This is a genomic window from Flavivirga sp. 57AJ16 (assembly GCF_028736925.1).
Classification (GTDB): Bacteria; Bacteroidota; Bacteroidia; order Flavobacteriales; family Flavobacteriaceae; genus Flavivirga.
The window spans coordinates 102,419-116,929 of the sequence record NZ_JAQZAT010000007.1 but is presented as its reverse complement, the minus strand read 5'-3'; the positions used below and the strand labels follow the sequence as shown (position 1 = coordinate 116,929).

The window sequence follows — 14,511 nt, the reverse complement described above, 5'->3', positions numbered from 1 at the left end:
CTATCTAAAGTTTTTGTCAAAAACACCTAACAACTTGCCATATAAGTCTTTGTTATTATATATTCTGAATCTATAATTAGAGCGGCAGGTTTTGGTCCATTTATTTTTATACCCCGATTCTCCCCTCATAAAGTTGAATTCTCTATAATTATTTTTGTGCATAAACTCTAGGACATAGTATTGAAGCAACCTACTTGGGTAGAAATTTTTATAATCTTCTTTAAACGCTGTGCTCCACCAATAAAAAATATTGTCTATATAAAAACCTAACATATATCCTATATAGACATTATTAAATTTTAACCAATAGGTATTAAATTGATTATTTTCTAAATGGTACGTTAAGATTTTTTTAAAAGCTTGCAAATCGCCACCTTCATCCGAAAAACGACTTTTTCTACCTAAAGCCTTTTGTCTTTCTATATGTATTGGTCTAAATCGTTTGATAATTTCGTCCTCATCAATGTTTGGATTATATTCTATCTCCCAATTTCCAGCTTTAGTTATTCTATTTTTGGCCAATTTGACATTTTTCCAGACAAAACTTTTACTGGTATCATTTATAATAGCTTCCCAGCTGCGTTGTAAATTAATGTAGAAATAGCTCCCTATTGTAAGCCTGTAATTAGCTTTTTTGATTGCCAAATACCTCTCAAGAGGTTTTATAATATTAGTATCAGACAAAATATCATCAATAATCATTTCTTGCCACTTAAATGGTCCGTTATAGAGCCAATTCATTGATGTCTTAATAGTAACTTCCTTATGTTCTGGTTTGGCATAAACATCATGAAAATCTGAAAATGTTGAACCAAAAAATCTCAACTTTTTGTAAGGAATTATTTCTTTCCGCTTAAAAGTTTTAAACATTAAAGGAATAATCCCAACAACTATATTCGAGCTCGTATTAATGCATTTAATAAATAGTGGTTTCCATCCATCCAATAAAAAATCATTAAAACATTTTATAAAAAAAGAGGAGGTATTAATTTTTGGAACGTTAGAATAGACAATAAGTTTTTCAATCTGGTTTAATAAACTATCTTTTAATACATATTCTACTTCTACTTTTAAATTAGTCATGATTTTGCCTTCTTCATTTTAATTATTATATTATATAATATGTCTTGTTTGAAAGACCAAACCAGCATGATATAGATAACCAAACCCATTATCAACTGAATGACTAATGTTGTTAGAATTTGCAATCCAAATGCATTAACACCATAAACCATTAAAAAAAGAATTAATGAAATAGTGACACTTACCTTTATCGTCGACCAAACCCCGCATCTTAGCTCAATTATTTTGTTATAACGATTACTTGTATAAATCCATCCCAAAATAGCTCCAAAAGCATACCCCAGTATAAGCCCATAAATACCGTAATATGGCATTAGTAAATACATGAGAGGTAGAGAAGGTATTAATTCTGTTAGCGTAGAAATAAATATAATATTTGACTTTCCTTTTGCCAGAATGGCACTTCTTAGAATATGTGAAAGTCCTCTTATAATACCGACTAAAGACAAAAACATTAGCATGTTGCCGGCACCTTGCCATTTTGCACCATAGATTATAGGTATCAGATTTGTACTAGTGGCCATGAGCATAACCATAATAGGTATAAAAAGCAATGATGTTAAATCTAATGCTTTGGTATAATTATTTCTGAACCTTCCTATACTATTTTGAATTTTAGAAAATCCAGGGGTTAAAACAGAAGTTATAATGCTTTGTATTTTAGTTGCAGGTACTATAGCTAAATTATAGGCAATATTAAATAATCCTAAAACATCTTTCCCCAAGTATTTGCCTGTTATTAAAGCCACTAAATTTTCAGCAAAATAATATGTGAAATTAGAACCAAGCATATTAATTCCAAATCTGAATAAAGGTTTTATCCCTTTAAACTCAGGTTTTGTAGGTACCCACTCGCTATAATAAAATGAAAAAATTCCAAAAATTAATCTCTGAACAATTAGCCTCCATACCAATGCCCAAACCCCAAACCCTCTAATCGCTAAAATGATTGCAATACTATTGGAGATAACCATTGACATTATTTCCAATAATGAAAAAGATTTAAACATTAACTCTTTTCTTAATAAAATATTAGGAAATTGCAACGATTGTAAAATAATCACAAAAGAGAATGTCTTAATTAGTAGGGTTAATTGTGGTTCATCAAAAAATGACGCAGCCAAATCGGCATTAATAAACACTAGAATTGTCAAGAAGATATTAAGTGAAAGTTGGACGAAAAAAATGGCCGAAATTTGCCCTTTTGTGATTGTTTGACTTTGAATGATAGCATTCCCAAACCCTATATTTGTTATAGTAGTTACAAACCTATTGACAAGTAACGCCATGGCAGCTAAGCCAAAATCTCCTTTGGAAAGCAATCTAGCCAAAATAACAGTAAAAACAATTTGTAGGACATGCTGCACAATATCTGCCCCTCCTCTCCAAGCAATTCCTGATAAGACCTGTAACCTTAAGGACTTGTTATTCAACATCATAAAATTTTTTATACCAATCAACAAATTTTTTAATTCCTTGTTCTATAGGTGTTGAGGAGCAATTATTATAATTACTTCTAAACTTAGTGGTGTTAGACCAAGTTTTAGAAACATCCCCTGGCTGCATAGGCAGCATACTCTTTATTGCTTTTATACCGACCTCGGTCTCAATGGCTTTAATAAAATCCTCCAACTTAACAGGAGATCCGTTTCCTACATTATATATGGAGTATTTAGAATTTGCTGGTTTAACCAATGTGCTTATTATTCCATTTACGATATTATCTATATATGTAAAATCCCTTAACAAGTTTCCGTTGTTAAAAACCTTAATTGGCTTTTTATTTAAAATAGCTTCAGTGAAAAGAAAAAGTGCCATATCTGGTCTTCCCCAAGGTCCATAAACAGTAAAAAAACGCAATCCTATTGTTTCAAGGCCATATAAATAACTATACGCATGTGCCATCAATTCATTCGATTTTTTGGTCGCCGCATATAAACTTATAGGCAAATCCACATGACTCTCTTCAGACAGTATCTCTTTGCTAGAATTGCCATAAACACTGGAACTACTAGCATATACTAGCTTTTTTACATTAAAGTTTCTGCAACACTCTAAGATGTTAAAAAAACCCACGATATTTGAATTTATATAAGCTTGTGGGTTTTTAATGGAGTATCGAACGCCAGCTTGTGCTGCAAGATTACATACAACATCAAACTTGTTATTTGTGAACAAATCAACAAGCTTTTGCTCGTCTTCAATATCCATCTTAACAAATTGCATATGCTTTTTATAAGTTCTACTAACACTAAAAAAACCATATGCCTTAATGTCTTCTTTTTGAATCCCCAATTCATTTAACCGGGCATATTTTAGATTAACATCATAATAATCATTAATATTATCCAAGCCTATTACCCTATGGCCCAGTTTTAATAATTTTTCGCATAAATGATACCCAATAAATCCAGCTGCACCAGTAACTAAAATAGTTTTTTGAATGTCCATTCTTATCAAGATAAATAGTTACAAGTTTTTATTACGTCTACATCATCAGTCCAAAACAGACCTTTGTTATTTGAAGGTTCTGAAACCCATACCGTTTTTAAAAGCGGGGCACTCATTCCTAAGGTGGTATCAACACCATTGCTTAGCTCTGCTATGCTTGTTTTATCTATATCAAAATATTTAGTTGCAAATAATCCAGCTAATGGCAAGCCAACATATTCTAAACCAATTATTGTTATTTTAGGAAAAAAATCAGTATTCATTTTTTTTATAAAATTTAGATATAAAGGGTATAATATAAATCATCAAAGAAATTGAGAAGACAACAAAAAAATGGGTGTTTATATCTAAGAACCTCAATTTAAAAGCCAATAGGAAAAGTAAAATGGTATATGTAATAATAATGAGTGTACTTTTTTTATGGGTTAAATGTAATTTAAGTAAATGATGATGGATATGGTTTTTGTCCGCTCTAAATGGACTCCCCCCTTTCATTACCCTAACAACAAAAACCCTTAAGGTATCCAGCAAAGGATAACTGACAATCGTTATGATGATTACCTGTATATTTTTAAAAAGGTTTTCATCAACTAAATCACTAATTAAATGTGGTTGATTTGTTGCCTGTATAATGCCATAAGCACTAATTAATCCTAAAGACATAGAGCCATTATCCCCTAAAAAAATTTTTTTGGTTAATTTACTGTTCATATTATAAAAAAGAAAAGCAATGGATGCTCCAGAAAAACTCAGCATTATGGTTGCGTTAAAAAGCAAGCCATTTTTAAAAAAGTAATAACCAATCAAGAAATTGCTTAGGGAACTTATTGATGCAGAAAGACCATCAATACCATCTATTAAATTAAATGAGTTTATTAACAAAATCATTAAAAACAATGATAAGATAAAACTTACATAATAATTTAAGTAATAAATACCCAAAAGACCATTCATATTAAATATTCTAATATCAAAAATGACAATTAAATAAGTAGACAAGAGTATTTGTATGGTTAGCTTTTTTAAAGGGTTCACCCCATAAAAATCATCTACTAACCCCAATACAATAAGAACCAATAAAGTTAAAAACAGCCCAAAGGCGAGCTTAAAATCAAAAGCGGGAATACTAAAAACATTCATTATGCTAAGCAACAACATAATAAAGACGACGGTAAAAAAAATACAAACCCCTCCTAAATACGGTATTCCAAAATCATGGGACTTCCTAAATGTTGGCTTATCCAATAATTTGAATTTCTTTGCATAATTAATAATATATGGCATTTGAAAATAAGTAACAATCATAGACACAAAAAAACACACAAACATAATTTCATCTTTCATTTTCAATTAAATGTTTTATTTTTTAGGGATTGAATTACTTCATTAAAAGGCATGAGGCATATTGTTTTACAGATTAGTTATTAAAATCGCTTCAATAAACCTTTAGCACTTTTTGAGGGGATAAGATTTTTTGAGTATCTCAATTAAAAAACAAGTAGGGGGTTTTACAACTGTTTATCATCCTTTAATATTTCCACCCTTCTATTTCTTGATTGTCCTAGTTTGGTGCGGTTTGAAGCTATTGGCATCAATTCACCCCGTCCTATAGATACTATGTTATTTGGATTGACACCTCCTGAAATTAAATAATTCCTTACGGCACTCGCTCTCTTTTTTGATAATTGTTGATTATTACTATAGGAACCAACACTATCTGCATGCCCTTCTATTTTAAATTTAACTTCTGGATATTTTAGCATTATGGAAAGTATTCTTTTCAATACTGGATAGGATTGTTGTGTGAAATTATAATTCCCGGTATTAAAATGAATTTTCCGTGAAAGATTCAATAAATAGTTAGCAGAATTTTTATCATATTCATCTTTATCTGGAATAAGTGAGTCATTAGAAATAATATTTTTAGAGCTATTTTCTTTTTTCAACGTCACCTCTTCCAACTGATTATTACTAATTGTGCTTTTGTTCATTGCCCCTTTTGGGTGATTAACCTGAGCTAAAACAGAAGTGCCGTCAATAGCCCCATCACCTTTTTTCTCATCTACAATGATGCGACTTCGCCTTTTTGTGTTTGACAATTTAAAAACAATACCTATTGAAATCTGAAAATGGTTTGTTTCATATATTGATGGCTCTGAGTCTAACACAAGTTTAGCCTTCCCATCAAGATTAAATCCAAATTTTGGTGTCATCCATATATTAGTCCCCGCACCAATATTCCCACTAAACCCTCCTTGAGTTATCTTAAAATATCCCGCTCCTCCACTTATGTACAATTCAAGCCACTCTTCATTTAAAAACCAGTCAAAAGCTTCATTTAAATAAAAATTAGTATTAATATCCAAGGAAAAATAATCCTGATTTTCCTCTAAGATATTACCATCAATCTTGGCATTGGGCACTTTCCAAGTATTTACACTCCCATCAAGTCCTAACGAAAGAAATTTACTAAACCTATACTCAGCCCCTATTTTGAAAGGCGAGTGAAAAGCTGAGTTTTTAAAGCTGCTTAAAGAGTTGAATATATTTGACTCTCCAGAATTATCTACAGCATTTACCCCAAGCTTCAATAACACTTCTTTTGAAGCACCGTTAAAATCCATACTAGCATGGTTTTGGGAAAACGTATAACAACAAAAGAATAAACTAAAAAAAAATAGTAAACCTTTTTTCATAATAAATTATTTTAACACAAATAAAGCGAGCTTCATTTTAACATAAATATTAAAGTAATAAGCGGTCTCTATAAGTGATATATGGGTTATTTAAAATAGTACCGGTTTTGCCCCTCCCTTTATACGGCTTATGGTATTCTAAAATCAAAAAGGAACATTTACTTCACACAAATTATTATTAGTAAAGTATAGTGTAGTGTACCTATATAATTAGGAATAATAGTATCGCAATCATAGATATTATGAATATTATAAATTCCTTAATTAGGAGTGAAACTTTCCAACAGTGTTCATCCTGGTTTCTTACTATCTTCATATTATTTTTAGTTTAATTTTTTAATAGTAAGACATTATTAATGATTCAAAATAAAGAAAGATACAAACGGACATTATCTGTAATAAACGAGTATAAAATTGCAAAAGCGCATGGTGATTGAAATTAAATCAATATTGGACTAATTTTAAAAACAGAGATAATTGATATCATGCTTAAACCATTAGTCAATTATTAAGTCATACTTGCAAATGAATCATATTATGAGAAATACAATATTAACTACAACCGGGTAATGACCAGCAATTAAATTTAACACAAACAGAAAAAAATGCAATTATTGCGTTTATAAGAACTTTAGGAGGGCTGATGTTTATCTAAATGACAAATGGAGTGATCCTTTTATCAATTAATGTAATTACTCACAGTATTAAGTCTTTACTGAAAAGAAGTGTTCAAAAAATGATAAATGCGGTTATTCTGCCTTACCATAATCTAAATAACTTTCATGTTTTGTTATTGTTATAATCACTTCTTAGAAACATAAAGTAGAAATAGTTAAATTTTATTGTATTTATCTATTATTCACTAAATTTATCACATAATACTTATCCTCTTCATTGAAAAAATTACTGTCCTATACCATCTTTAGCATTTTTCTAGTAAGCTATTCTCAAGAAGCCACACTTAAGCACAAAGTGGAAAGTCTTAAACAACAAATTGCTGTATCACACGGAGGCGAAAAACTTAAGTGGATGGACAGTCTCTGTAAAATTACGAAGTACAAAACAGAGCATAAATATGATTCCATAGCACAAAAAACAATTGCTTATGCCCTTGAGTTAAATGCTGCACAATTGGCCTTGCGTCATGCAAAATCATTGATTCTCTATCTTTCCGTTAAAATTGGAAAACCAGAATTAGCTATTGAAGTTTTCAATGACATAAAAGATAAAGTTCCCAAAAATGGATGTTATCGACGTTTGGCTTCCTTTTATTCTGAAGGTGGTGATAGTTATCAAAGTTTAAATCACCTAAAAGAGGCATTATCCATCTATGAAGAAGCACATAAGTTTGCCCTTATGACAAATGATTCAACCCTTATAGGAAAGCTCAAATCCAAAATAGGCAGTGTACTGTGCTTAAAAGGGGATTTTTTAAGAGCCGCAAAATTTTTGCAAGAGGCCAGTGAAATTTTTGCAATAAGCAATCCCGAATTGGTTTGGAGATCAAAGAGAACATTATCTATTTTGTATTCTCAGAATGGTCTTCAAGAACAGGCAAAAAAAATACGTTTGGAGATAATCGCTAATGGAAAAGCACAAAAAAATTATAGGGCCGTGTACAATAGTTATTACAATCAGGCTTTTGACGAAATGCTACACGGTAGCCAAAAGGAAAGACTTCGAAACATTGATTCTGCAAGGATATATGCTTTAAAATTCCCTAATAATGATTACGATTTTCAAGAGGTTTTGGTTGGTCAGTTAAGCGCTTATGCTGAAAATGGGTTGTTGGAGAAAGCAAAAGCCGTTAAAGAAGAACTTGAAAACCATAGAAAGAATAGTGAATACTTTGAAATAGATGAATATAACTTGTCTATGGCTCATTATGAATTCGCAATGGGCAATTACAACAATGCTGCTGTCTTAGGTGAAAAAGAATATAATAAAGTAATAAATACACTGTTTTATGAAGGCATTTACATGGCCAATAAGTTCTTGTCCAAAGTGTACGATAGTCTAGGAAACCATAAAAAAGCATATGAACACTTAGAGGCTTATTCCAAAATAAAAGATTCTATTGAAACGGTTCAAAAGGCAAATGGATTTTCCTATTACCAAGCTTTACATGAAACCGAAAAAAAAGATGCCGAAATAATAATAAAGGAATCAGAAATAAAATTACTAAACTCCGAAAATAAATTACAAACTCAATGGATATTATTTGGGGGCATAGGTTTAGCTGGATTATTTTCAATAGTATATTTATATAAAACAAAACAGTTTTCAAAAAAGAAACAAAAGCTTCAAGCAGAATTCTCTCGTAACCTCATAAGAAACAAGGAAGATCAATGCACTCATGTATCAAGGGAGCTACATGACGGTATAGGTCAAAAATTGATCTTATTGACCAAAAAAATTAAATCCCTGGGAAATGATAGTATTGAAGCTTTGGCAACAAATACACTAGGTGAATTAAGGGACATAGCTAGAGGATTACACCCTGCTTTACTTGAAAGTCTGGGAGTTAGTAAAGCTATTGAATCTTTAATAAATGAGGTAGACAATAACACTGATATTTTTTTTACAAGTAGCATAGAAAATATCGATAGTATATTAAGTAAAGAAGAAGATTTACATTTTTATAGGATTATTCAGGAAATTCTTAATAATATAGTTAAGCATTCCAAAGCTAAAGCAGCTTCCATAATAATAAAGAAAAGTAAAAATAACGTCCATACCATTATTGAAGATAATGGTGTGGGGTTCGACACAATAAGCGTTATTAGAAACCCCACAAGTTTAGGGATGAAAACACTTTTAGAACGTGCCAAAATTTTGACATCAAAAATCAATATAGATAGTACTATCAACAATGGTACAACAATTAATATTCTAACCCCCATAAAGTGATGGATAAAAGGCTTAAACAAAACATATCTATAGTTATTGCTGATGACCATCCGCTACTTTTAAAAGGATTATTTGAAGAGCTATCTGAAAACAATTATAATATTGTTGGTCAAGCCAATAATGGCGTACAAGTTTTAGAATTAATTGTGAAACAATGTCCAGATCTAGCACTACTAGATATAGATATGCCCATGTTAAACGCCTTTGAAATTATTGGCATTGTTAAAGAGAAACAAATTGATACTAAGTTTATTTTATTGTCTTTTCATAAAGAAAAAGATTATGTAACACAAGCTAAAGCATTAAATATAAATGGATATCTTTTAAAAGAAGATTCTTTTATGACTATTGAAAAATGTATTCTTTCCGTTGTCAATGGAGGAAGCTTTTTTAGTCCTTCGTTAGACGAAAATTCACTTTTGAACGCAGACAATGATTTAAGGTTATTATCACGCTTAACAGGTTCTGAGAAAAAAATTTTGAAACTAATTTCAGATAACTTTTCGTCCAATGATATTGCAAACCATTTGAATGTATCACTTAGAACAATTGATAAACATCGAAGCAATATTATAAATAAATTAGAATTAAAAAAGACAACTAACTCCTTGACCAATTGGGCTCTTATACATAAGAATATTCTTACATTGACTTAATCACTATAAATTCTCTTGAGCAAAATAAGTACTACTACTTAATAATTGGGTACCAACACTTATTTGATAAAAAATATAGCGATTATAAATTAGCTACATCAAAATAGCCTTCCTTAGGATTAAGGAAAAAATGAATAGCACAAGTACCCCTCTATTTGTTTACAATAATTCACTGTTAGAGTATATTTTGCTAAGGAATATTAAAGGGTGCTCTAACCTTTGTAAACCACCCTAAGGGGTGGTTTTTTTAGGTTCTGAGTAGCTATTACCTGAAACAATAAGTACAATTTTGTTCTTATGTAACCTATAGTTGATTTTAATAAATCATTACCTATTCTTTGATTGATAGTAGCTTTTAAGAGGAGAGTGAGTGATCAATCATGAGCCACCCAAAAAGGGTGGCTCTTTTTTTTTATAAAATCCACCAAAATAGCATTATAAATACTTAAAATAATGTGTACTTTTTTGCTCATTAAAAATGATACATGCAATTCCTTTATAGATAGTTCTTTAAAAAGCTTTTTAATTTGAACTTGGAGATATCAAAAAAAGGTAGTGAAAAACAAAACTCATTCATAAGTATTGAAACTGTCAAGAACATATTGTTGATAATTTGACACCCATACTTTTTTGATTTTAAAACCTAATAAGTGTTACTACTTATTATTTAAGCAATCACACTTATTTGATTTAAGGGGCGCTCTCAGTATTATTGTTATCGAAGTAAAATTATCCAAAGTACCCAATACCTTGATATCTAAATATGAAAAACATCAATAATTATTACTTATCATTTATCACCAAAAACTTATCACTTATACCTTATATAAGCCTAGTATTTATTTTATTGGTATTACCTAGTTATTCTATAGAAATTAACATCATAATAAAACCAAATTTATCTATTTAAATGAGCAAGATTGAAGCCCTAATAGTTGAAGATGATATTTTATCTCTTAACATACTAAAAAATCAATTAAGAGTACATTTTAAAAACATCAATATTTCTGGAGTTGCAAAAAATATAAAAGACACTCTTAATTTATATAAAAAAATAAAACCGAAAATTTTGTTTTTAGATATCAACCTAGGTAACGAGAATTCTTTCTCTATTCTTGATATCATTGAAAAAAGTGAATTTAATACTCAAATCATATTTACAACTTCTCATAAAGAGTATGCCATCAAAGCTATAGAGCATAATGCTACTGATTACATTCTAAAACCTGTTTCAAAAAAACATCTTATTAAGGCTGTAGATAGAGCATTAAACAATATAAATGATTCGTATAAATTGGAATTATATGAAGAAGAAAGTAAAAGAAATATAAAATACCCGAAAATAATTGCTATTCCTTACGTTGATAAAATTGAACTAGTTAAAACTGAAAACATATTATATTGTGAGGCTGATGGTAGATATACAAAATTTCATCTAACAAACGGGGATATAAAAATAGCCAGTCGCAACTTGGGTGAATACGAAAAATTACTAGACCCCAACATATTTATTAGAATTCATTATTCATGTATAGTTAACATTCTTATGATTCATCATATCAATAAAACCGATGGCAATTATTGCCATTTGGTTAATCATAAAACATTACCAATTGCAAAACGAAGGCAAAATGAATTAAATAAATTCTTAAATCTAAAATAATATAGTAGGAAGAAAATCTGTTATAAAATGTGGTAATAATTAGTAAAAATAATGTTATGTTGGTAGTATCTCACTAAGTGTGCAAAGTTAAACCCTCGATTTTTAACTTACGCTCTTTACGGGATAGTGTCGCTATGGTATATTATTTCGTTTTTACTTGTTTTTAAACAAAAGAATTTAAGCGTGTTTGCTGTAAATCAATCATTCAACAAACAGGAAAAGCTTACTTCCCCAAAAAAAGCCAATAACTCTGTATAAACATAAAGTTGTTTCTGTTTTAAACTTATCTCTTTCAAATTTTCTTTTATGTGTATTATTTTTTTAACACAAGTATGCGACTCATTTTCTATAGTTTTGAAATAACAAGAAGACTTAAAAAACCCTAGCTGATAACATATTAAAAATACATTAAACCAATTATTAACACCTAATTTTGTATAAATACTCCGTTGAATAGCCTCTACACTTTTATCTACAACCAATCCTAATTCGTCTTTGATTTCTTTATTATTTTTAAAATTAAAAGCTTTAACTCTTATATAATTTAGTTCAGATTTAGTTAATGCGCGCGCGCTTTTTAACTTATTATTAGATTCATAAAACTTTACTTTGTAAGAACTGTGAAAATCTAAAACGCTCTCTCGTAGTTTAAAATATAGCGTACTATTATTTGGTATATCAAAAAAATCAGAAATAATTTCTTGTGCTAGTTTCAATGCTTCTTTTTTTACAACATCGTTCAAATAATCGTCCTTTATCAAAAACTTACCTCTAAAAGCTTTAACTAATAGCTCTGTTAAATTTTGGGATTTAAATTTTGCTTTTAAATCACACTTAAACAAATACAATTCATCAATATTTATTTCTAAAAAATCAGATATTTCCTTATTTGTTAAATTATGCATATAAAGTCTCAAATAATAATGCTCCAATACCGTTAACTCTATATCCAATTCATTGTTATCTCGTTTTAGATTATAAACAGCTATAGGTGATTTTGGTGTATTAAGCACCCTTCTTGGTGTATTTATATTTAATGTACCCATAATCCTTTAATTGCTTTATAGTAAAAATACATCTTCGTTGTCTGCCTTTAAATGGCGACGTATTAGTCGTTCCTAATAGACAATAACTGGGGTTAATACATTATTTTCTTCACGGGTAATAATTCATTTTTCATTATTACCCCAACCAATAAAATTGATTTGACTTCTATTGGGCTTCCTATATTAGACTGGACATTAGGATATGAGATTTAGAGTTAGAAGCATTAACTTTGAACCATAAAAAAAAGAAACAGGACTTATAGACCATCATTCAAGCAAAAGGCAGTAGAATTAAGCGGCTATGAGTGATAATATTTCTGAAAATGCTTTATTTAAATCTGCCCAGTGGTGAATGGTCAACATTGCCACAACACCGTCGATACTGTTTTGTTCTAAATCTAAATTTTCAACTGTTCCCAATCGCCAATCAATGTCATTAACACCACTTTGTGCCTTTTCAAGCATTTTTTGTGATGGATCCATCCCTATAAAATGAACTCCAGATTTTCGAAACTCTTTGGTATAATTTCCAGTACCACAACCTATATCTAGGTATATCCCTCCTTTTTTTGGCTCAAGATGCTCTAATATTCTTTGAGTTATAAAAGGGTCTGCTTTTCTTGTTTCGTTGTAATTACTCCCTATTTTATTGTATTTAATTTCCTTTATTGCCATATTATTAGAGTTTGAGCTTTAAACCATATACTAACAAAGTATTCATATAAAAATCTATTTTAGGAAACCTCTTAAACCCCATTTTCTCATACATTCTCCAGGCATTATTCATTGATTTTGTTGTATGAATGACTACTTGATTTCTTCCTTGTTTTATTGCATACTGAATACAATAGTTTGTGAGTAGTTTGCCTATCCCTTTTCTTCTAAATTTATCATCAACAACTAATAATCTAAAAGCTCCAGCATTACTGCATGAATCTGGAAATTTTGTTTGACCATATGAATTAACATCATTTATATAAACGACACCACCTGTAAGCACATCCGTATCACTGATACATACAAATATTTTTATATCAGTATGACTTGTTAGGTCTCCAATATTCTCTAGTGTTTGGTAATATTGTGGTGCACTTTTTTGACTAGGAAAACCGTCAAGGTTTTCATAGCTCCTAACCATCATTTCACCTAAACGCTTATGCTCTTCAACTTTAATCTCTCTAATTTTAAAATTCATTTTCTGTATATAACTTTAATCAAACGGATTAATTAAAAAATTGATTCATATAAAATTTTAAAACCCATTATTAAGATAACTATGACAAAAACCTTTTTTGTCCATTTATCTCCTTTTTTAACTGCTGTACTTGCTCCTAAATAGCCTCCCAATGATGAGCCGATAAGTAGAGGAATTCCAATATAAAAATCTACATAACCATAAAATATTAGTGATACTAAAGAGCTAATAGTAATAAAAAGCCAAGCTACAGAACTTGTAGCATTGGCCTGAATTATTGTTAAACCAAAAAACCACATGATAGCATACAGGACCATTGGACCAGAGCCAATTTGAATTGAAGCCCCATAAATTGCCAAAATGAAATACACTATATAACCTGCTATTAATTTTTTCTTTTTAGGAAAGGATTGTTTAATACCAATTTGTCTATTTAAAAAAATTAATGGCACCATCATAAGTATAACAATTCCAATTATTAAGCTTAATTGTTCTCTATTAATAAGCGTTAGTAGTTTTGCCCCCAGTAAACCGCCTATTAGTGCAATGGGAATCAATGGTATTGCGTATTTCCATACTACTTTTTTAGACCTAACAAACTTATAGGTAGACAAAGAAAACCGTCCTAAATCGCCTAGCTTTATAGTGGCTATGGCTATTTCTACTGGCACACCCATAAAAAGAAGTGCTGGTATTGATAACATTCCTGCCCCTCCCGTAATACTACCATAAAAACTTGACAATAACCCAATAGCAAAATAAGCTAACACCTCTATTGTATCAAATTCATACCCAAATAACTCAATCATTC

13 protein-coding genes are annotated in these 14,511 nt (G+C 30.1%); 3 read left to right on the top strand and 10 right to left on the bottom strand.

Features of this window, described 5'->3' with window-relative positions; all coding sequences use genetic code 11:
• From PQO00_RS09500 to PQO00_RS09475, 6 genes are all read right to left on the bottom strand, one after another.
• Window positions 1-1,083: a GNAT family N-acetyltransferase gene (locus tag PQO00_RS09500; RefSeq protein ID WP_274184609.1), complete on the bottom strand. Its 1,083-nt coding sequence runs from the start codon at window positions 1,081-1,083 to the stop codon at window positions 1-3.
• On the bottom strand, window positions 1,080-2,519 hold the full coding sequence (locus tag PQO00_RS09495; protein WP_274184608.1) for a lipopolysaccharide biosynthesis protein: 1,440 nt from the start codon (window positions 2,517-2,519) through the stop codon (window positions 1,080-1,082). The genes PQO00_RS09500 and PQO00_RS09495 overlap by 4 nt, the downstream gene beginning before the upstream one ends.
• Window positions 2,509-3,534, bottom strand: coding sequence for an NAD-dependent epimerase/dehydratase family protein (locus PQO00_RS09490; RefSeq protein ID WP_274184607.1), 1,026 nt, complete (start codon window positions 3,532-3,534; stop codon window positions 2,509-2,511). Before PQO00_RS09490 ends, PQO00_RS09495 begins: the two co-directional genes overlap by 11 nt.
• Window positions 3,535-3,539: 5 nt before the next feature.
• A complete protein-coding gene (locus PQO00_RS09485) occupies window positions 3,540-3,797 on the bottom strand; it encodes a hypothetical protein (protein WP_274184606.1) in 258 nt (85 codons plus the stop codon).
• On the bottom strand, window positions 3,787-4,878 hold the full coding sequence (locus PQO00_RS09480; RefSeq protein WP_274184605.1) for an MraY family glycosyltransferase: 1,092 nt from the start codon (window positions 4,876-4,878) through the stop codon (window positions 3,787-3,789). Before PQO00_RS09480 ends, PQO00_RS09485 begins: the two co-directional genes overlap by 11 nt.
• 164 nt (window positions 4,879-5,042) lie before the next feature.
• On the bottom strand, window positions 5,043-6,230 hold the full coding sequence (locus PQO00_RS09475) for an OmpA family protein (RefSeq protein ID WP_274184604.1): 1,188 nt from the start codon (window positions 6,228-6,230) through the stop codon (window positions 5,043-5,045).
• An 894-nt stretch (window positions 6,231-7,124) separates the two neighbouring features.
• Here PQO00_RS09475 and PQO00_RS09470 point away from each other — a divergent pair.
• From PQO00_RS09470 to PQO00_RS09460, 3 genes are all read left to right on the top strand, one after another.
• Window positions 7,125-9,140 carry a tetratricopeptide repeat-containing sensor histidine kinase gene (locus tag PQO00_RS09470; RefSeq protein ID WP_274184603.1) on the top strand — a complete coding sequence of 672 codons (2,016 nt, stop codon included), beginning with the start codon at window positions 7,125-7,127 and terminating at the stop codon, window positions 9,138-9,140.
• Window positions 9,140-9,796, top strand: coding sequence for a response regulator transcription factor (locus PQO00_RS09465; RefSeq protein WP_274184709.1), 657 nt, complete (start codon window positions 9,140-9,142; stop codon window positions 9,794-9,796). The genes PQO00_RS09470 and PQO00_RS09465 overlap by 1 nt, the downstream gene beginning before the upstream one ends.
• A 910-nt stretch (window positions 9,797-10,706) precedes the next feature.
• On the top strand, window positions 10,707-11,459 hold the full coding sequence (locus tag PQO00_RS09460) for a LytTR family DNA-binding domain-containing protein (protein ID WP_274184602.1): 753 nt from the start codon (window positions 10,707-10,709) through the stop codon (window positions 11,457-11,459).
• A gap of 197 nt (window positions 11,460-11,656) precedes the next feature.
• Here PQO00_RS09460 and PQO00_RS09455 read toward each other — a convergent pair whose 3' ends face one another.
• The 4 genes from PQO00_RS09455 to PQO00_RS09440 all read right to left on the bottom strand — a co-directional run bounded on the left by PQO00_RS09455 (window position 11,657) and on the right by PQO00_RS09440 (window position 14,509).
• Window positions 11,657-12,505: a hypothetical protein gene (locus PQO00_RS09455; RefSeq protein WP_274184601.1), complete on the bottom strand. Its 849-nt coding sequence runs from the start codon at window positions 12,503-12,505 to the stop codon at window positions 11,657-11,659.
• Window positions 12,506-12,796: 291 nt separating this feature from the next.
• Entirely contained in the window at window positions 12,797-13,180 is a 384-nt protein-coding gene (locus PQO00_RS09450; protein WP_274184600.1) for a class I SAM-dependent methyltransferase, read from the bottom strand.
• A gap of 4 nt (window positions 13,181-13,184) precedes the next feature.
• Entirely contained in the window at window positions 13,185-13,700 is a 516-nt protein-coding gene (locus tag PQO00_RS09445) for an N-acetyltransferase (protein ID WP_274184599.1), read from the bottom strand.
• A gap of 32 nt (window positions 13,701-13,732) precedes the next feature.
• The gene (locus PQO00_RS09440) at window positions 13,733-14,509 is read right to left on the bottom strand and encodes a sulfite exporter TauE/SafE family protein (RefSeq protein WP_274184598.1); all 777 of its coding nucleotides are present in this window, start codon (window positions 14,507-14,509) and stop codon (window positions 13,733-13,735) included.
• Between the last annotated feature and the right edge of the window lie 2 nt (window positions 14,510-14,511).

Coding starts and splice junctions, on each gene's coding strand:
- PQO00_RS09445 (WP_274184599.1), bottom strand. CDS start 13,700: ATGAATTTTAAAATTAGAGAGATTAAAGTTGAAGAGCATAAGCGTTTA.
- PQO00_RS09500 (WP_274184609.1), bottom strand. CDS start 1,083: ATGACTAATTTAAAAGTAGAAGTAGAATATGTATTAAAAGATAGTTTA.
- PQO00_RS09480 (WP_274184605.1), bottom strand. CDS start 4,878: ATGAAAGATGAAATTATGTTTGTGTGTTTTTTTGTGTCTATGATTGTT.
- PQO00_RS09455 (WP_274184601.1), bottom strand. CDS start 12,505: ATGGGTACATTAAATATAAATACACCAAGAAGGGTGCTTAATACACCA.
- PQO00_RS09450 (WP_274184600.1), bottom strand. CDS start 13,180: ATGGCAATAAAGGAAATTAAATACAATAAAATAGGGAGTAATTACAAC.
- PQO00_RS09485 (WP_274184606.1), bottom strand. CDS start 3,797: ATGAATACTGATTTTTTTCCTAAAATAACAATAATTGGTTTAGAATAT.
- PQO00_RS09490 (WP_274184607.1), bottom strand. CDS start 3,534: ATGGACATTCAAAAAACTATTTTAGTTACTGGTGCAGCTGGATTTATT.
- PQO00_RS09440 (WP_274184598.1), bottom strand. CDS start 14,509: ATGATTGAGTTATTTGGGTATGAATTTGATACAATAGAGGTGTTAGCT.
- PQO00_RS09460 (WP_274184602.1), top strand. CDS start 10,707: ATGAGCAAGATTGAAGCCCTAATAGTTGAAGATGATATTTTATCTCTT.
- PQO00_RS09465 (WP_274184709.1), top strand. CDS start 9,140: ATGGATAAAAGGCTTAAACAAAACATATCTATAGTTATTGCTGATGAC.
- PQO00_RS09475 (WP_274184604.1), bottom strand. CDS start 6,230: ATGAAAAAAGGTTTACTATTTTTTTTTAGTTTATTCTTTTGTTGTTAT.
- PQO00_RS09495 (WP_274184608.1), bottom strand. CDS start 2,519: ATGTTGAATAACAAGTCCTTAAGGTTACAGGTCTTATCAGGAATTGCT.